The organism is Pseudomonas sp. ANT_H4, from assembly GCF_008369295.1.
Lineage (GTDB): Bacteria > Pseudomonadota > Gammaproteobacteria > Pseudomonadales > Pseudomonadaceae > Aquipseudomonas.
In genome coordinates this window covers 108762-124802 of record NZ_VOBG01000009.1, presented here as the reverse complement: position 1 = coordinate 124802, position 16041 = coordinate 108762, and the positions used below count along the sequence as shown (strand labels likewise).

18 protein-coding genes and 7 pseudogenes are annotated in these 16041 nt (G+C 57.5%); 10 read left to right on the top strand and 15 right to left on the bottom strand.

Translation table 11 applies throughout. The annotated features are described in order from the left end of the window. Positions 1–44 precede the first annotated feature (44 nt). Positions 45–359: pseudogene (locus FQ182_RS14165) on the top strand (hypothetical protein); the annotation flags it as partial. A gap of 160 nt (positions 360–519) precedes the next feature. Here the strand turns inward: FQ182_RS14165 and FQ182_RS14160 are convergent. Beyond that, positions 520–792: a hypothetical protein gene (locus FQ182_RS14160; RefSeq protein WP_149415281.1), complete on the bottom strand. Its 273-nt coding sequence runs from the start codon at positions 790–792 to the stop codon at positions 520–522. Between the two features lie 439 nt (positions 793–1231). Between FQ182_RS14160 and FQ182_RS14155 the strand changes: the two genes are divergently transcribed. Together FQ182_RS14155 and tnpC are read left to right on the top strand one after the other, a co-directional pair. After that, positions 1232–4249 carry a Tn3 family transposase gene (locus FQ182_RS14155; protein ID WP_026140367.1) on the top strand — a complete coding sequence of 1006 codons (3018 nt, stop codon included), beginning with the start codon at positions 1232–1234 and terminating at the stop codon, positions 4247–4249. Beyond that, positions 4249–4611, top strand: coding sequence for a Tn3 family transposase post-transcriptional regulator TnpC (gene tnpC, locus FQ182_RS14150; RefSeq protein WP_017849612.1), 363 nt, complete (start codon positions 4249–4251; stop codon positions 4609–4611). The genes FQ182_RS14155 and tnpC overlap by 1 nt, the downstream gene beginning before the upstream one ends. A gap of 293 nt (positions 4612–4904) precedes the next feature. On the opposite strand, the gene FQ182_RS14145 is transcribed toward tnpC, so the two are convergent. The 8 genes from FQ182_RS14145 to merT all read right to left on the bottom strand — a co-directional run bounded on the left by FQ182_RS14145 (position 4905) and on the right by merT (position 9108). Then, the gene (locus FQ182_RS14145) at positions 4905–5117 is read right to left on the bottom strand and encodes a DUF3330 domain-containing protein (RefSeq protein ID WP_032805095.1); all 213 of its coding nucleotides are present in this window, start codon (positions 5115–5117) and stop codon (positions 4905–4907) included. 161 nt (positions 5118–5278) lie between these two features. Continuing rightward, positions 5279–5515: a broad-spectrum mercury transporter MerE gene (merE, locus tag FQ182_RS14140; RefSeq protein WP_017849613.1), complete on the bottom strand. Its 237-nt coding sequence runs from the start codon at positions 5513–5515 to the stop codon at positions 5279–5281. Then, positions 5508–5870: a mercuric resistance transcriptional repressor MerD gene (gene merD / locus FQ182_RS14135; protein WP_017849614.1), complete on the bottom strand. Its 363-nt coding sequence runs from the start codon at positions 5868–5870 to the stop codon at positions 5508–5510. The genes merE and merD overlap by 8 nt, the downstream gene beginning before the upstream one ends. Further along, complete coding sequence (locus tag FQ182_RS14130) at positions 5867–6286, bottom strand: hypothetical protein (protein WP_017849615.1); 420 nt, start codon at positions 6284–6286, stop codon at positions 5867–5869. The genes merD and FQ182_RS14130 overlap by 4 nt, the downstream gene beginning before the upstream one ends. Positions 6287–6306: 20 nt before the next feature. Continuing rightward, positions 6307–7986, bottom strand: coding sequence for a mercury(II) reductase (merA, locus tag FQ182_RS14125; RefSeq protein WP_031633059.1), 1680 nt, complete (start codon positions 7984–7986; stop codon positions 6307–6309). A gap of 32 nt (positions 7987–8018) precedes the next feature. Further along, complete coding sequence (merC, locus tag FQ182_RS14120; RefSeq protein ID WP_003131881.1) at positions 8019–8453, bottom strand: organomercurial transporter MerC; 435 nt, start codon at positions 8451–8453, stop codon at positions 8019–8021. Positions 8454–8465: 12 nt separating this feature from the next. Continuing rightward, a complete protein-coding gene (merP, locus tag FQ182_RS14115) occupies positions 8466–8744 on the bottom strand; it encodes a mercury resistance system periplasmic binding protein MerP (protein ID WP_003131880.1) in 279 nt (92 codons plus the stop codon). A 13-nt stretch (positions 8745–8757) separates the two neighbouring features. Continuing rightward, positions 8758–9108 (bottom strand): mercuric ion transporter MerT, encoded by a 351-nt coding sequence (gene merT, locus FQ182_RS14110; protein ID WP_017849617.1) that lies wholly within the window; start codon positions 9106–9108, stop codon positions 8758–8760. Between the two features lie 71 nt (positions 9109–9179). Between merT and merR the strand changes: the two genes are divergently transcribed. Next, positions 9180–9620: an Hg(II)-responsive transcriptional regulator gene (merR, locus tag FQ182_RS14105; RefSeq protein WP_003131870.1), complete on the top strand. Its 441-nt coding sequence runs from the start codon at positions 9180–9182 to the stop codon at positions 9618–9620. A gap of 162 nt (positions 9621–9782) precedes the next feature. On the opposite strand, the gene FQ182_RS29790 is transcribed toward merR, so the two are convergent. Next, positions 9783–9998, bottom strand: a complete 216-nt coding sequence (locus FQ182_RS29790; RefSeq protein ID WP_017849619.1) for a co-regulatory protein PtrA N-terminal domain-containing protein — start codon at positions 9996–9998, stop codon at positions 9783–9785. 195 nt (positions 9999–10193) lie between these two features. Continuing rightward, positions 10194–10310: pseudogene (locus FQ182_RS30280) on the bottom strand (type II toxin-antitoxin system RelE/ParE family toxin); the annotation flags it as partial. A gap of 262 nt (positions 10311–10572) precedes the next feature. Between FQ182_RS30280 and FQ182_RS14090 the strand changes: the two are divergent. The 5 genes and pseudogenes from FQ182_RS14090 to FQ182_RS14070 form a co-directional block, all read left to right on the top strand. Further along, positions 10573–10830, top strand: a pseudogene (locus FQ182_RS14090) (MerR family DNA-binding protein); the annotation flags it as partial. Positions 10831–10873: 43 nt separating this feature from the next. After that, positions 10874–11119, top strand: a pseudogene (locus tag FQ182_RS14085) (transposase); the annotation flags it as partial. Positions 11120–11132: 13 nt separating this feature from the next. Further along, positions 11133–11587 (top strand): annotated as a pseudogene (locus FQ182_RS30275) (DDE-type integrase/transposase/recombinase); the annotation flags it as partial. Between the two features lie 314 nt (positions 11588–11901). Further along, complete coding sequence (locus tag FQ182_RS14075) at positions 11902–12234, top strand: DUF2790 domain-containing protein (RefSeq protein ID WP_033979951.1); 333 nt, start codon at positions 11902–11904, stop codon at positions 12232–12234. A 159-nt stretch (positions 12235–12393) separates the two neighbouring features. Continuing rightward, a pseudogene (locus FQ182_RS14070) lies at positions 12394–13154 on the top strand (OprD family outer membrane porin); the annotation flags it as partial. A 36-nt stretch (positions 13155–13190) separates the two neighbouring features. Here FQ182_RS14070 and FQ182_RS14065 read toward each other — a convergent pair. The 3 genes and pseudogenes from FQ182_RS14065 to FQ182_RS14055 form a co-directional block, all read right to left on the bottom strand. Beyond that, a complete protein-coding gene (locus FQ182_RS14065; RefSeq protein ID WP_033979952.1) occupies positions 13191–13460 on the bottom strand; it encodes a hypothetical protein in 270 nt (89 codons plus the stop codon). Positions 13461–13595: 135 nt separating this feature from the next. Continuing rightward, positions 13596–14645, bottom strand: coding sequence for a DNA-binding protein (locus tag FQ182_RS14060; RefSeq protein WP_011154388.1), 1050 nt, complete (start codon positions 14643–14645; stop codon positions 13596–13598). A gap of 406 nt (positions 14646–15051) precedes the next feature. Further along, a pseudogene (locus tag FQ182_RS14055) lies at positions 15052–15144 on the bottom strand (ATP-binding protein); the annotation flags it as partial. A gap of 213 nt (positions 15145–15357) precedes the next feature. Here FQ182_RS14055 and FQ182_RS14050 point away from each other — a divergent pair. Continuing rightward, positions 15358–15621, top strand: coding sequence for a BPSL0761 family protein (locus FQ182_RS14050; RefSeq protein ID WP_149415288.1), 264 nt, complete (start codon positions 15358–15360; stop codon positions 15619–15621). A 184-nt stretch (positions 15622–15805) separates the two neighbouring features. Here the strand turns inward: FQ182_RS14050 and FQ182_RS29785 are convergent, their stop codons facing one another. After that, on the bottom strand, positions 15806–15973 hold the full coding sequence (locus FQ182_RS29785; RefSeq protein ID WP_178114454.1) for a hypothetical protein: 168 nt from the start codon (positions 15971–15973) through the stop codon (positions 15806–15808). Between the last annotated feature and the right edge of the window lie 68 nt (positions 15974–16041).

Below are 16041 nucleotides of genomic sequence, written 5' to 3'. Positions count from 1 at the left end.
AAATGTTGACTCTGAAAAAATTAATTGGCAGCCTCTTCCGCGTCGTTAAGGGCGTCGGCTTCTTTCTCGGCGGAGCCTTGCTGGCGTTGATCGTTTTCAAAGGTGCGTTGCTAGGCGGCTTCCTCACAGCCTGGGTGATCGGCTACGGCATCGTCCAGTCCTTCGCGCCCAACATCACCGGAAAGAAACGGGGGCACGTGCCCGATGGTCGTGCGGTATTTCTGTGGGCGCTGGCACTGGCGGGCTGCTGCGCGGCAACCGCACTCGGGCTGAACACCGAGCTGGCACAGCAGGTTGTACTGTTGGGTGGATGGATGGTTTTTGGTGCACTGTTCGCGGTGAACTCGTCGCTGCACAGCTAGTCGCTTCTTGGAGGTCTCGGCAAGTCAGCCGTCTTGTTGCGGCACTAAAAATGCGATTTCTGATAATGCGCCACGTGCTTCGCCAAGTTGCTGCAAAGGCTAATGTACTTTTACCGGCGCCCGCCCCTACGACAGGACGGGGGCAGGCCTAACCAACTTATTTTTTAAGCGTGCTCAGATAGTCCTTGAGCGCCTTCTCATCGCCTGACTTAACGGTCATCCCTTCCGGACCAGTGCCGATTTCCGTGTATTGCTTGGCCGGTTCGCCGTGTGCTTGGAAGTCTTTCAGTTGCTCAGACCCTTCACGAAAGACCCAAAGGCGACCGTCTTCTATTTTAGTAAAAAATCCGGGCTTGTCGTACTGACTCGCGAAGCTAATGCTCGCAAACAGGCTGGTCAGCAAGGCGGCGGTGATCGTCAGTTTTTTCATCTTCCTGGCTCCTGATTGGTTGGATCGGAGCAGAGGCTATCCTCGAATGGATGACAAACTTATTACAGTATTCGCATATACACGTTTCCAAATATTTATTAGTCACTCTGCTGAGTGAGTATTCAATGCGTCCTGTAAATAGGGGCTTTATGGGATTTTATTCGGCGGAGCTGGTCCTTTTCGAATTTTTCCGGCGCATGGGCTTTACCTATCATGCGTAAAACCATATATTCGATAAACCGTATATGAGCTGAGACTTCACAATGACCAGCAAAGCCCGTGTCCTGTTGGGGTTATGCCGAGATAAGGCAAAAATTAGGACATTCGTTCTGCAAGATATTGAACTAAAAGGAAATTTATTGAGTTCTTGATTGCTGGTCATCCCCCGCCTGACTAGCCGTCTATGCTGATGTTTTGCCTTACTTGGGGGATGAACTCAATGGCTTCGGTGGAAAGGACAGCCTACCCGCTCTTGCCCAGTCAGTTGCCAGCTAAGGAGCTGCATCGATGCTATTCCCTGTCTGATTCAGAGATCGAATGGGTCAATAACACCGCTAAGAGTCCAGCGCTATCGATTGGGCTGGCAATCCAACTAAAGGTGTTTCAGCAGCTACACTATTTTGTTCCGTTCGAGGAGCTTCCTCAGGAGCTCATCAGTCATGTCCGACAATGCCTTCGCTACGGCGCACGAATAGCTCCGCGCTACAGCAACCCCCGCACCCTTTACCGACACCAAGCGGCGGTTCGGCAGTACCTGCAGGTTACACCCTTCTATAGCAGCGACGGGCTAGCGATCACTGAGGAAATCGCACGTGACTGCGCTGTAGTGCTTGAGCAGCGAGTCGATCTCATTAATGCCATGCTTGATGAGCTGATTCAGCGTGGCTATGAGCTTCCGGCTTATTCGACGCTCAACAACATCGCAGAAACCGCTTTGGCGAGTGCTCAGGAAGTTACCTTCAACCTGATCGTGCTCCGAGCGCCAATCGAGGTGATCTACAAGCTAAAGGAGCTGCTCGACACGGATTTCGGGCGTCGGCAGAGTGACTTCAACGCACTCAAGCAGGCACCCAAGAAGCCTTCCCGCAAGCACCTGGAGGTGTTGATCGACCACCTGGCGTGGTTAGAGAGCTTCGGAGATCTGGATGCCATTCTTGAGGGGGTCGTCGATGCTAAGATCCGCCACTTCGCCACCCAAGCCGCCGCGTCGGACGTCGCCGAGCTGAAGGACTGCTCGCTGCCGAAACGCTACACACTGATGCTGGCCTTGATCTATCGGATGCGGGTGCGAACTCGGGATCACCTGGCCGAGATGTTCATCCGACGGATTTCGACGATCCACAAACGCGCCAAGGAGGAGTTGGAGCAAATCCAGGCGCGGCAACGCCAGAAGCTGGAGCAACTGGCGGCCACCCTGGATGGCGTGGTGCAGATTCTTGTTCAGGAACCGGATGACCAGGAGGCTGGCAGTCTGATCCGGGAATTCCTCTCTCCCGATGGCAACCTGGATCGGTTGCGCGAGACTTGCGCCGAAGTCCAGGCTACGGGCGGTAACAACTACCTGCCGCTGATCTGGAAGCACTTCAAGTCCCATCGCTCGCTGTTGTTCCGTCTGAGCCACCTTCTTCAACTGGAACCCACGACTCAGGATCGCTCACTTATCCAGGCGCTTCAGCTCATCCAGGACAGCGAAAATCTACACCGCGAGTGGATCGACGAGCATGTCGACTTGTCGTTTGCGTCGGAGCGCTGGGTTAAGGTCGTGCGTCGTCCTGCCAGTGAAGGGCCACCTACCAACCGGCGCTATCTGGAAGTCTGCGTGTTCTCTTACCTGGCCAGTGAGCTGCGCTCGGGTGATATGTGCGTGCTGGGGTCGGAATCTTTCGCCGACTACCGTAAGCAGTTGCTGCCCTGGGAAGAATGTTTCCATCGTCTACCGGCCTACTGCGAAAAGGTGGGGCTGCCTGGCACGGCGAAGGAGTTTGTCGCCTCCCTCAAGATTCAGCTGGAGGAAACCGCGCAGCATCTGGATGAAAAATTCCCTTCTTGCCGAGGTGACGTATCGATCAATGAAGCCGGCGAACCGGTGCTACGCCGAGTGATAGCGCGGGACATCCCGCCTTCGGCCATCTCGCTACAGACGGCGCTTATGCAGCGCATGCCGGCCAGGCACGTGCTCGACATCATGGCCAACATTGAGCATTGGATTCAGTTCACTCGGCATTTCGGGCCGATGTCCGGCAACGAGCCAAAGCTCAAAGAACCGGCCGAGCGCTACCTGATGACGATCTTCGCCATGGGCTGCAACCTTGGCCCCAACCAGGCCGCACGGCATCTGGCCGGTAATGTCACGCCGCACATGCTGTCCTATACGAATCGCCGCCATCTCTCGCTTGAGAAGTTAGACAAGGCTAACCGCGAGCTGGTGGAACTCTATCTGCAACTTGACCTGCCCAAGCTCTGGGGCGATGGCAAGGCGGTGGCCGCGGACGGTACGCAGTTCGACTTCTATGACGACAATCTGCTGGCCGGCTACCACTTCCGCTATCGCAAGATGGGGGCCGTGGCGTACCGACACGTGGCCAATAACTACATCGCGGTGTTCCAGCACTTCATCCCGCCTGGTATCTGGGAGGCAATCTATGTGATTGAGGGGTTGCTCAAGGTCGACCTCAGCGTCGAACCCGATACGGTGTACTCTGACACCCAGGGCCAGTCGGCCACGGTGTTCGCCTTCACTCATCTGCTGGGCATCAATCTGATGCCGCGTATCCGCAACTGGCGCGACCTGGTGATGTGCCGGCCAGATCGCGGCGTTTCGTATAAACACATCAACCGTCTGTTCACCGACACCGCCGACTGGCACCTGATCGAAACCCACTGGCAGGATCTGATGCAGGTCGCGTTGTCAATCCAGGCCGGCAAGATTTCCTCACCTATGCTGCTGCGCAAACTTGGCTCCTACAGTCGGCGCAACAAGCTCTATCATGCCGCGCAAGCGCTGGGCAGCGTGATCCGGACGATCTTCCTACTCAACTGGATCGGCAGCCGCGAGTTGCGCCAGGAAGTCACCGCCAACACCAATAAGATCGAGTCCTACAACGGCTTCTCTAAGTGGCTGTCCTTTGGCGGTGACGTGATCGCCGAAAACGATCCGGACGAGCAACAGAAACGCCTGCGCTACAACGACATGGTGGCCTCGTCGGTGATCCTGCAGAACACCGTGGACATGATGCGCATCCTGCAGAAGCTCGCCCGTGATGGCTGGCAGTTCACTGACGACGACGTATCGTTTCTCAGCCCCTACCTAACCAGCAATGTCAAACGTTTTGGGGAGTTCAACCTGAAACTCAAACGCCCACCGGAACCCTGGATCAAGGATTCCATTTTCCAGCAGGCTGCGGGATCAATGCGTGCGAAACAGATGTCTGACAGCAACGTTGAGGTGACGAACTGATGCATATCCCGCCAGCTTCGTTCCGCGTGACACCTTATGGGGACGTCGATACCAAGGTACTCGACTCTCTGCGTGCAAGCTACGACACCGCTCAGTTGCTCAACTTGGTCGACCGGCTGGATGCCTGCCTTGCTGAAATCGGAGGGGTCGGCAGCATTCGAGAAGACTTCCTACGCCTGCATGGCATGGCCATGACGGTACTGGAAGGTTTCCCCCTCACTGTGGCTACCAGTGATGTCGACAGTATTTGGGCGCAGGCGATGGCCCTTCAAGAGGATATTTCTGCTTTATGTTCATGCTTGCAGGCGGGTTCTAAACACGTTGCTCCTTTGGCAGCGCTTGCTCCTGACTATCAGGACTAGACTATTCGTGCAAATGGGCTGCCGGCAGACTGAATACAATGGAGGTGCAGAGTAAAACTGATGCTGCAGGACTGACGAGTAACTCTATAGCATCGCTGTACTGTGGGGTGAATTTGACTCTGGGTAGCCGGTTTTGACGCCCTGTAGGCACGCTGCCATCCTCCCGGGCATCGGCCTAGATAAAACTACTGACGAAGCCTTCGGGCTTACATTAGCCACGAGCGGACTTGCATTAAATCTCAATGGACTCACGCTTTCTAAAAAAAACCAGAGCCACTTTCCAGAGGCAAAGATTAGTCGTCGTGACGGGTACTGACCTCTGGTGTGCAGGGGTGATCAGGCTCGGATGCCGCTCTCTTATCCGCGCGCGATATGAAGCGCTGATAGCATTCAAGGCCACAGAAGTGCACGACGTACTCGGTACCTTCCGGCGTCAGTGCGGCGTCAAGGGAAATTTCCTTGCAACATTCGCAGCAACTGATAGTGGGGGTGTCGTTTGCGTTCATGATGGGGTTTCTCCATCGTCCAAGAAAACCTAGTAACTCTTCCACACCTGCGATCGAACCTGCGCGCAGATCGACCTGCGGCTGGCAGTGCAGCAACAATTCCCAACGCTCCCAAGCCTGCCGCAACTCGGCAGCGGAGACCGCGCCGTGCTCCGAGCGGGTCACGCCCGCTTCCGAAAGGCCCGTAGAGCCGCTCTCAGGAAGAGGACGAAGAGAACCGTCAGCACGAGCGTCGCGAGGCTCCAATGCTCGCTGACGAAGGCCCCGGCCGCAGTCCCCGAGAGCAGTAATGCCAGCACCGGCAGATGGCAGGGGCAAGTGAGCGCGGCGAGCACACCCCACGTGTAGGCGTGCCAGCGGGGCATCTTGATTGATTCGGATTGGTTGGTATTACGCATGGGTGTGACCTTCGATGGCACGATGAGTCAGCCCGGCCAACTCCGTTTTCACTGCGTCTAAAGCTGCCAGCCGGGTCGCGATTTGCCCAAGCAAGCGGTCGATACACCCGATCACATCGGTACTATCGTCTGCATCGAGCGCTCGACAGAGCCGCGCCAATTCGTCGAGCCCGATACCGGACTCAAAGGCGGCACGTACGAAGCACAGCCGCGCCAGGGACCGCTCATCGAAAATGCCGTAACCGCTTTCCGTGCGCCGCGCGGGGTGCAGCAAGCCGCGCAGCATATAATCTCGGACTATATGGACACTGACGCCCGCGTCCTCGGCCAATCTGGATATGGAGTAGGCATTCATCGCCGACACTCCCGACCTTCACCGCAAACTGGGGCGCTCAGATATTTCCTTCCGGCTAGGCGCTCAGGTAGCCAGATGAGCAACGGTGCAGCTCCCAGAGCCAGTAGCAGCCACAACCTGGAGAGATGCTCGCCGTTTTGGTCAAACACATAAGCCAATAGCGCACCAACTGCGAGCAACAGGAAGTGAGGCCCCGTTATGTAGCAGTGAAGGCGGCGACAACGCGTGGCGTTGACCAGGCAGGCGCCGCCCATCACGGCCAGCGCGGCGCCTGCTGCCAGGAACAACGCGGGGCGTCGATTAGACAGAACAATCGCTATCGTCGCCACGACGGCAGGCAGGCCCCAGAAGCTGACCAACTGCCATGTCTTGCGTAGGCTGTCGCACCTACCGAGATCGTCTGCCGTGTTGCTCATGTTTCAACCTCCCTCTCTCATTACCCTGCGCAGCAGGACAATTGTTTGACGTCTTTGTTAAAGGTCTGTGCGGCGAGTTTCAGTCCCTCGACCATCGTCAGGTAGGGGAACAACTGGTCAGCCAATTCCTGCACGGTCATACGGTTGCGGATGGCGAGTACCGCCGTCTGGATCAGTTCTCCTGCTTCCGGGGCCACAGCCTGCACTCCCAGCAGTCGGCCGGAGCCCGCTTCGGCAACCAACTTGATGAAACCCCGCGTGTCGAAGTTGGCCAACGCGCGCGGCACGTTGTCCAGGGTCAAGGTGCGGCTGTCGGTTTCGATCCCGGCGTGCTGCGCTTCGGCTTCGCTGTAGCCGACGGTGGCCACTTGCGGATCGGTGAACACCACGGCCGGCATGACGTCGAGATTGAGCTTGGCCTCGCCGCCGGTCATGTTGATTGCCGCGCGGGTGCCAGCCGCTGCCGCGACGTAGACGAACTGCGGTTGGTCGGTGCAGTCGCCGGCCGCATAGATATCCGCTGCGCTGGTGCGCATGCGCTCGTCGATCTGGATGCCGCCGCGCTCGTCCAGCTGCACGTCGGCCGCTTCCAGGTTCAGGCCCTGGGTATTGGGCGTGCGGCCGGTGGCGACGAGCAGTTGGTCGGCACGTAACTCACCATGGTTGGTGGCCAGTACGAACTCGCCGTTGGCGTGGGACACCTGGCTGGCTTGCGTTTGCTCCAGCACTTCGATGCCCTCCATACGGAAGGCCTCCGTCACCGCCGCGCCGATGGCCGGGTCTTCGTGGAAGAACATCGCACTGCGTGCCAGGATCGTGACCTCGCTACCCAGCCGGGCGAAGGCCTGCGCCAGTTCCACTGCCACTACGGAGGCGCCGATCACGGCGAGCCGCTTAGGGATTGTATCGCTCGCCAGTGCCTGGTCTGAGGTCCAGTACGGCGTGTCTTTCAGTCCTGGAATCGGTGGAACGGCCGCGCTTGCGCCGGTGGCGACCAGGCAGCGGTCGAAGGCTACGATGTGCTCGCCACCCTCGGCCAGTTTCACGCTGAGCGTGTGGCCGTCCTGGAAACGGGCGGTGCCGCGCAGCACGCTGATCGCCGGCGTGCTCTCCAGGATGCTTTCGTACTTGGCGTGGCGCAGTTCGGCGACACGGTCTTGTTGCTGCGCGAGCAGACGTTCGCGTAGGACGGTCGGCGTCATGGCGGAAAGCCCGGCGTCGAACGGGCTCTCGCGGCGCAGATGGGCCACATGCGCGGCACGAATCATGATCTTGGAGGGCACGCAGCCCACGTTGACGCAGGTGCCGCCGATGATGCCGCGCTCGATCAGGGTGACGCGGGCACCGCCTTCCACCGCCTTGAGCGCGGCCGCCATGGCGGCGCCACCACTGCCGATGACCGCGACGTGGAGCTTGTCGCCCTCTTTCCCGGCGTCAGTGCTGCTCAACCAACCCCGTGCCTTATCGAGCAGGCCAGGACGGGCTTGTACCATGGCGTCTTCGAACGCCGCTCGATACCCCAGGGCCTCGACAGCGGCCTGCATCTGCTCACGGCTTGCGCCCTCGTCGACCTTCAGTTCGGCCTTCCCGCTGGCGTAGGAAACATCCGCCCGATGCACGCCCGGAATCTTCTCCAAGGCCTCTTTCACATGCACGACACAGGAGGCGCAGGTCATACCAATGATTTTCAGTTCGGTCATTTCGTTACTCATTAGATCGTCTCTTGTCAGGTTCACTGGTTTGGCGGCGTCGGACAGGCATCCGGCCCACAACGGCGATGAGCGGGCGACACGAGATCCCATATCGACACCCCAAACATGAGGGCCAGGCCGATATAGAGCAGCCAACCGCTCCGCCAGCCATAAGCCCGCATAAAAAATACCGCTGCCAGTACCAGGGTAGGACCGATCAGGCCGAGCGCAGTCCGTCGCCACTGCCGATGATTGAGCCAGCCGAGGGCATTGACGAGCAGAGCCAGTCCAGCAAACAGAGGCAGCAGCGTGGTGATGAACAGGCCTTCCCACTGGCTCAAAAAGCCCAGACCGAACGCGGCCCCCAGACTAGCAAGGGCGGGAAAGCACATGGCGCAGCCTATGGCAGAAATCAGCACGCCGACGGAGCCGGCTTTGTCACCGATCCGCGTGAACAGATTGAGAGGATTTGCCATCGGAAGTCCCTCCTATTGCTTGACGCTGGACGGATAGCCAGCGTCCTCGGTCGCCTTAGTCAGCGCCAGGGCATTGGTCTTGGTATCGTCGAAGGTGACGATGGCCTCGCGGTTCTCGAAACTCACCTCAGCCTTGGTCACGCCATCGACCTTGGTCAACGCCGTCTTCACCGTAATCGGGCAGGCGGCGCAGGTCATGCCCGGCACCGCCAGGGTGACGGTCTGCGTGGCCGCCCAGACGGGTGTGGCGACCAGGCTGGCGAGGGCTAAGGATGCGAGCAGTTTTCTCATGGTGAACTCCTGATCAGTAGAACAAGGGAAGGATGTAGGGGAAGCCGAGCGCGACCAGCACCAAGGCCGCCACCAGCCAGTACAGCAGCTTGTAGGAGGTACGTACCTGAGGGATGGCGCAGACCTCGCCCGGTGCGCAGGCTTGAGCGGGGCGGAAAATGCGCCGGTAGGCGAAGAACAGCGCCACCAGTGCCGCGCCGATGAAGAGCGGGCGGTACGGTTCCAGCACGGTCAGGTTACCGATCCAGGCCCCGCTGAATCCCAGTGCGATCAGAATCAGCGGCCCGAGACAGCAAGCCGAGGCGAGAATCGCCGCAAGCCCCCCGGCGACAAGAGGGGCGCGCCCGTTTGATGGTTCAGACATGCATTTCTCCTTTCGAGCATTTGATCGATGGTTTAAGGTTAGTCCCGTAGTCATGTACGGAATCAAGCGGTATGAAAAACAATTTGGAAAGCCTGACCATTGGCGCTTTCGCCAAGGCGGCCGGGGTCAACGTGGAAACCATCCGGTTCTATCAACGCAAGGCGCTGTTACCCGAACCGGACAAGCCCTACGGCAGCATTCGCCGTTACGGTGAGGCGGATGTCGCCCGGGTGAAATTCGTTAAATCCGCGCAACGGCTGGGCTTTAGCCTCGATGAAGTGGCCGGGCTGTTGAGGCTGGATGACGGTGCTCACTGCGATGAAGCGCGTGTGCTCGCCGAGCAGAAGCTTGGGGATGTGCGTGGCAAGCTCGCGGATCTGCGACGGATCGAGTCAGTTTTGGAGCAACTGGTTCACGACTGTTGTGCGAGCCACGGGACTGTTTCCTGTCCGCTGATCGTTTCGCTGCATGGGGACAACTCGGGCGTTAACCGAGGATTTCCCGTTGCGTAAGGCGCCCCTGTTGGTCGGCTTGCGCTTAGAAAAAAGCGGCGCTCAATGAGCGCCGCTGAATGGCCAAAGGAGCACTTGCAAAGGGCACAGTTTGGTATTGCTATTTGCCCTCGCGCCTCAGCAGAGTGGGCTCACGTTGCATCTGGTCGAGTAGCACAGGCTCTACTTTGCAGGCGGACAGGCGGGCTGCGCTTCGCTACGGCCTGCCGCCGTGGGGCCCAGTTGCTTAATCTCCTTGACGGTTTCCGCCACCAGGGTCGCTTCAGCCCTCTCGCGTGCAGCAATTCGCTCAATCGCTCGGTCGCTCCCGCCCTCGGCCCATACGGTGGATGACAGCAGAGTCGCACCCACTACCAGCAGCAGTCTTAGGTGTTTCATAACGGCGATCTCCTCTCGGGTTTTCGATCCACGATTCAACTCTACCTCCGTAGTTAAGTACGGAATCAAGGAGAGAGGAGATGAAGGTCCTGGATTATGGCGCTGAGAGGAAATGGCAGGGCTCCGCCATGAAGACGGCGATTGCTTCAGGGCCGTCTAGGGCTGCTGCTGGGTCGTAGTCGTAAATTTTTTCGCTCATTCTGACCTCCACTCGCTGGCGAGTTTTTTAGCCGCTTCAATATCACGGCTTTGGCTGCTTTTGTCGCCGCCGCACAACAGCAAAACGAATTCATCACCTCGCTGCTGGAAATAGGGGTTGGGGGAGCAACGGAACAGAAAGTGCACTTAAGCTCAGTCGCTGCCCCGCAAACCCTTGCAACGTCTGGATAGTTTCGAAAAACGACCGTTTTATGAAACCGTTTCCGCTATCGCGAGGAAAGGTCACCAACACCCGAAAATCAGTGCAATAAACCTTTCTCACGAATCAAAGTTCGTTAATTCGCAGTCGCTGACGAGTAAAACGAACTCTAATTCGGCTTACGTTGGTTTTCAGTTCCATTGCTCCCCAACCCCCGATGTCGCCCGGGTGAAATTCGTAAAGTCCGCGCAACGGCTGGGCTTTAGCCTCGAAGAAGTGGCCGGGCTGTTGAGGCTCGATGACGGCGCTCACTGTGATGAAGCGCGCGTGCTCGCCGAGCAGAAGCTTGGGGATGTGCGTGGCAAGCTCGCGGATCTGCGACGGATCGAGTCTGTTTTGGTGCAACTGGTTCACGACTGTTGTGCGAGCCACGGGACCGTTTCCTGTCCGCTAATCGTTTCGCTGCATGGGTAAAACGCTCTGCGTTGGCCAGTGGTTGTGAAGGGAACCAGCGGACAAGGTCTACGGCTGCCGCGGCTGTGAAGCCGCACCGGTCACCGCCGACAAACCGGCTCAACTGATCGAAAAGAGCATGGCCAGTCCTAGCGTCCTGGCGATGCTGTTGATCACCAAATACGTCGATGGTCTGCCGCTGCACCGCTTCAAAAAAATCCTCGGTCGTCACGGCGTCGATATCCCCCGCCAAACCCTGGCGCGCTGGGTGATCCAGTGCGGCGAGCACCTGCAACCGCTGCTGAATCTGTCTACGAAAACAGCCCGGCGTGCCGCGTCGGCACGAAGGCCGTATTGCGGTGCAAACCAGCGATACGCGTTGGTGCTCGGACGGCTTTGAGTTCCGCTGCGAGGACGGAGCCAAATTGAGCGTAACCTTCGCCCTGGACTGCTGTGATCGCGAGGCCATCGGCTAGGTCGCGAGCCCGACCGGGTACAGCGGCGATGATATCCGCGACTTGATGCTGGAAAGCGTGGAGAGGCGCTTCGGTGATCAACTGCCCGCCACGCCGGTGCAATGGCTAAGCGATAACGGCTCGGCGTACACCGCCGACCAGACGTGCCTGTTTGCTCGACAGATCGGCTTGCAGCCGGTGACCCCCCAGTTCGCAGCCCGCAGAGCAACGGCATGGCCGAGAGCTTCGTGAAGACGATCAAGCGTGATTACGTGGCGCACATACCTAAGCCGGATCGAGAAACGGCACTACGTAACTTGGCCAATCCCTGTGATCCTGCGTGGTCGTCTTACTTTGCCCAACGTCGAGCTGCGATAGACGTGGATTGATTGCCCGGTACTAGACCATGGTGCTGACGAAAGACTTGAGCCGGATGAGGCGCGACTCTCATGCCCGGTTCTTTGGGGGCGGTGGCGCAGTAATGCGCTGCTGTTACCCGACGAAAGTGTACTTAAGCCCTACCATCTTATCTCGGCGCCATAAACCAGGACCTTCATCTCCTCCCTCCTTGATTCCGTACTTAACTACGGAGGTAGAGTTGAATCGTGGATCGAAAACCCGAGAGGAGATCGCCGTTATGAAACACCTAAGACTGCTGCTGATAGTGAGTGCGACTCTGCTGTCATCCACCGTATGGGCCGATGGCAGTTCCGATCGCCTGTACGGTAAGATGATCCAGGCCAACGAGCAATCCATGCGCGAATACGCTAGCGCCCAAGGCAAGAACCCGCCAGAAGTCACTCACTACCGCTATGGCATGAAGCTCGACATCGCCAAGGTCATTCACGTCACGTCGACCAATGGCAACTGCGATGTGATGCCTGCGCAAATGACCTACGAGGATTCGAGCGGAAACCTGCATATTCTGGAGTACCGCGTATCAGGAACGGACTGCAGGAGCCAGCACTGAGCATTGTTGACGTGTTGCTGACGGAAAAGTAATTTTCACGTCACCCTGACGTTATTTTGCATGTGGAAGTATGTAAGAAGCGCACCCGGCTATGCCCGGCGCGCTTCGGCATATACACAACCGCACAATGAAAAATCTGCCAAAACATCAAGAGCGTTTATGAACAACAAGGCCCTGTTGGGACTTTCTCAGATCGTCTTGAGCATCAGCGCTGCGCAGGCTGCAATGGCCGCCGAGGAAAAAGGCGAGGGATTCATCGAAGGCAGCAGCCTGAGCATCCTCAATCGAAATTTCTACTTCAACCGTGATTTTCGCAAAGGCCAGTCCAGCAGTACAGGAAATGGCTACTCGGAAGAATGGGCCCACGGAGTCATAGGCCGATTCGAGTCGGGCTCGGCCAGGCCGAGGACAATTACTCCAAGCTCGGCGGCGCCGTAAAGACCCGTTTCCTGGACACTGAAATCAAAGTAGGCGATGTCTTCCCTGTCACGCCTGTCGTGCAGTACGGCGATTCGCGACTGCTTCCGGAAAGCTTCCGCGGCGTCACCGCATACAACACCAGTGTCGAGGGCTTGGTGCTACAGGGCGGACGCCTGCACGCGATGAGCCAACCCAGCTCCAGCAGCATGCGGGATGATTTTGCAACCTTCTACGCAGGCGAAGTCGGCTCTCCGTGGATAGTCGGCGGTGATTACACACCCAACGACAACCTTGGCTTCAGCCTTTACACCAGTTGTCTCAAGGATGCCTGAAACCAATACTATACCGGCACTACCTGGAGCTACCCGCTTGCAGATGATGTCGCCTTGGTCGGTGGTTTGAATTACTACAAGGCCGTCGATGAGGGGAAGCAGCTCCTCGGCAGTTTTGAGAACGATATCTGGAGCGGCAAGGTCGGCCTCCGTGTCGGGGCGCACACCGGCGAGGGACGGAGACGGCCGACGTGAACCAGATCGCTATTGTGCCTTGCTATCGCCCTTCGGGGACTCCATTCCAATGTGTTGGTTCATGTTCTCCATCATTGTATTGCAGTTTTTCATCATCTTGGACATTTCCTGCATGTCCATCATCGGCATATGGTTGCCGTCCATCATGTGCATGTCCTCACCCTTATTTGTCTCGGCACTGCTTTGGGCGGGGGCTTTGGCCTGTTCGGCAAATCCCGTGGCAACAGTTCCAAGGGCTATGAAGGTAGCAAGGACGGTGTAGGTAATGGCGTTACGCATGGCGACTCTCCTCATCTACGACCTTGGTTTCCAGCCAGGCTGTGTATTGAAGAGTTGATTGCTCCACTGTCCTCCTGTTTGGCTCCTTTGGTTTGGAGGATGGTTTCAGGCGCCTGAGGTAGGCGCCTTTTTCGGTCAACAAGTCTTCGGCTTCATCGCTCTGGACTCTGCGAGCTGGCTTGACAGCACCGCGTTGTCTTGCACGAGAAGCTGCTTTTCTGTGGCCAACTGGCTCAATTGGCTTTCAGTTTGGCTTAAGCGTTCCGCCAGCAGGCTTCGCTCCCGTTCATTGACGGCCAGGTAAGTCCGCGTCTCAGCCAAACGCTGCTCACCTTGGCCATGGCGCTGCTCCAGTGCCTGATGCGACTGTTGCAAGTCGGTGAATTGAAGTAAGACGTGTTCATGCGCAATCTGACTCTGCGCGAGCGTCGCTTGCGTCGTGAGCAGGGTGCTCTCTAGACGATCATGGTCCTGCACCAGGCGTTGTTCCTGCGCCTGCAGTTCGCCCAGGCGGGTTTGCTGCGCGAGCAGACGCTGCCGGAGCGCTGCCAATTCGTGTTCCAGGCGCTGCTGGCGTTGCTCAGTGGCCTGGCGCTCGTCGCTGCGTTGTTGCGCGACCGATGCCTGGTAGTGCTCAAACTGCTCCCGCGCTTGTTGCAGTTGCCGGGTCAGTGCGGCCGCCTCGGCGGCGCGGTCAGCCAGACGTTGTTCGAGCCCGGTCTTTTCACTGCCCAGGCTGGCCAGGGCGATCTCCTGACGCTGCAGGGTGTCAGCCAGCCCCTGGCTGCGCGTAGTGGCTACGGCAAGTGCCTGGGCCTGCTGCTCCTGAACGCTGAGTTGCGCGTCGCGCTCGACGAATGCCTGCTGCAACTGTTCCTGCAACGCGTCGGCCTCTGCCTGGTGAGCCGCTACGGCCTGCTGGAGTTGGACGGCCGCCTCCGCCTGAACTTTTTCGTACAGTCCTTTCAGCGCCAGGACCAGCTCCGCGGGCAATCCCAGTTCGGCCTGGGCCAGCGTGCCGGGATGCGCGGCTTTCCAACGCTTTAACAACGGAGCAATCGTGCTTTTGCTGCCCGTCCCACCCAGGGCGACGCGGATGCTGTCAATGGTGGGGTTGTGGCCCGCAGCCACCAGTTGGGTGGCCGCCTGGGCAACATGCAGGTAGAGGACGCCGGAACGGGCCATGAACACCTCGGATTTTTTCGTACCGTATTATGGAAAACGTAATACCTCGATTTAAGTACAGAATAGTTCAGCCGACTGAGACCGTCAGTTGACCCACGATAAGCGCGGTTATCGTGAGTTAAGTCGGCACCGTCGTCATTTACTCCTATAATTCGCAGTACACATGGTGTCGCATTTTTTTAAAAACGAGAAATTTTGCTTAAAAGAAATAATCAAAGAAAACAATAAGCTACGAAAGCATCATCAATCCTTGCTTGAGTATTCTCGTTTTTAACCGTGCGGTAGCCCCGTAACTGCCAATCAGCGTCCAATAGTTTCCAGGTAACAGCGTCCAAAACTTTCCAGTTAGCTAGGCGGTTTTCATCTGCTTCTTGCGCTGTTTGAAGCGAAACGAATCATTGCCGGTTTATAGAACCTCGCAGTGGTGGGTGATGCGGTCGAGCAGCGCAGTGGTCATCTTGGCGTCGCCAAAAACGCTGACCCATTCGCCGAATGACAGTCATGCCAATACCGTTCGGGATACGAAAAGACACTCTGGATGCCTCTCGAATCTCACCGGCAATCGGGCCCCGCTCGGACTTTATGGAGGTTCCGTCCAGCTGCGGCACGTGCAATTCACAATGTCTGAAGCGCTGGGCTGCATTCTGGGTGGTAGGCTCTGGTAAGCGTTTGAGCTATCCGCGACTTTTAGATCTCGTCTGGGAGATAACGATTGACCCTTCCGTATGAAAGAACTCGTGCCATCGTCAAAACGGAGGACTTCTTGCGTGAGCTCTCCCGTGATGGCGGGCTACCGCAGGATATCCGCAGTTATGCGAAAAGTTTGCTCAGGCACTACCCCTCTGCGGCTGAAGTTTTCTCGCTGGGACGCTTGGAGGAATGCCTAGCAAGCGATACCCATGATGACGAATATCGGCGCCGTGTTATCGCCTTTCATCAGCCGCTGCTCTGCTCGTCGCTGGAGAAGGAACGATAGCAATGGCCCGCCATTTGTCTGAACCACCGGTATATCAACTCGTTATGCAGCGGGTTAAGCGCCTACGTAAAGGAAGTCCTTTCAGCATAAGATGCTTTGCAGAGCTTGGTACAAGTACGGCCATCTCTAAAGCGGCAGCCCAGCTGGACTATCGGGGCCAGATTGCCATCCACAAGATCTTGTTTCAGGTGCTTTTGGTCGCGGTTCGTTCCCTCAAGGCGACAAAGGCTTTTTGCAAATTGTGAGAAATTTCAGAGCGTGTTAGGGCACTGATTTTGGTTCCGACAAAACCGTTTCCAAGCTCTAAAAGGGCCAAGATTTCTGGGCGTACTGTCTTTTTATTAGCCTTCATGGCTACCTCCCCCTGATTAAGGGACGGTGATTTGTAATAAATAACTATCTAGTAACTATAGCCCGCCT

What these genes read in the sequence shown, in the direction of transcription:
- merC (WP_003131881.1), bottom strand. Translation starts at nt 8,453, where the DNA reads ATGGCAAATCCTCTCAATCTGTTCACGCGGATCGGTGACAAAGCCGGC.
- FQ182_RS14060 (WP_011154388.1), bottom strand. Translation starts at nt 14,645, where the DNA reads ATGGCCCGTTCCGGCGTCCTCTACCTGCATGTTGCCCAGGCGGCCACC.
- tnpC (WP_017849612.1), top strand. Translation starts at nt 4,249, where the DNA reads ATGCATATCCCGCCAGCTTCGTTCCGCGTGACACCTTATGGGGACGTC.
- FQ182_RS14075 (WP_033979951.1), top strand. Translation starts at nt 11,902, where the DNA reads ATGAAACACCTAAGACTGCTGCTGATAGTGAGTGCGACTCTGCTGTCA.
- merR (WP_003131870.1), top strand. Translation starts at nt 9,180, where the DNA reads ATGAAAAACAATTTGGAAAGCCTGACCATTGGCGCTTTCGCCAAGGCG.
- merT (WP_017849617.1), bottom strand. Translation starts at nt 9,108, where the DNA reads ATGTCTGAACCATCAAACGGGCGCGCCCCTCTTGTCGCCGGGGGGCTT.
- merA (WP_031633059.1), bottom strand. Translation starts at nt 7,986, where the DNA reads ATGACCGAACTGAAAATCATTGGTATGACCTGCGCCTCCTGTGTCGTG.
- merE (WP_017849613.1), bottom strand. Translation starts at nt 5,515, where the DNA reads ATGCGTAATACCAACCAATCCGAATCAATCAAGATGCCCCGCTGGCAC.
- merD (WP_017849614.1), bottom strand. Translation starts at nt 5,870, where the DNA reads ATGAATGCCTACTCCATATCCAGATTGGCCGAGGACGCGGGCGTCAGT.
- merP (WP_003131880.1), bottom strand. Translation starts at nt 8,744, where the DNA reads ATGAGAAAACTGCTCGCATCCTTAGCCCTCGCCAGCCTGGTCGCCACA.
- FQ182_RS14160 (WP_149415281.1), bottom strand. Translation starts at nt 792, where the DNA reads ATGAAAAAACTGACGATCACCGCCGCCTTGCTGACCAGCCTGTTTGCG.
- FQ182_RS14155 (WP_026140367.1), top strand. Translation starts at nt 1,232, where the DNA reads ATGGCTTCGGTGGAAAGGACAGCCTACCCGCTCTTGCCCAGTCAGTTG.
- FQ182_RS29785 (WP_178114454.1), bottom strand. Translation starts at nt 15,973, where the DNA reads ATGAAGGCTAATAAAAAGACAGTACGCCCAGAAATCTTGGCCCTTTTA.
- FQ182_RS14065 (WP_033979952.1), bottom strand. Translation starts at nt 13,460, where the DNA reads ATGCGTAACGCCATTACCTACACCGTCCTTGCTACCTTCATAGCCCTT.
- FQ182_RS29790 (WP_017849619.1), bottom strand. Translation starts at nt 9,998, where the DNA reads ATGAAACACCTAAGACTGCTGCTGGTAGTGGGTGCGACTCTGCTGTCA.
- FQ182_RS14145 (WP_032805095.1), bottom strand. Translation starts at nt 5,117, where the DNA reads ATGAACGCAAACGACACCCCCACTATCAGTTGCTGCGAATGTTGCAAG.
- FQ182_RS14130 (WP_017849615.1), bottom strand. Translation starts at nt 6,286, where the DNA reads ATGAGCAACACGGCAGACGATCTCGGTAGGTGCGACAGCCTACGCAAG.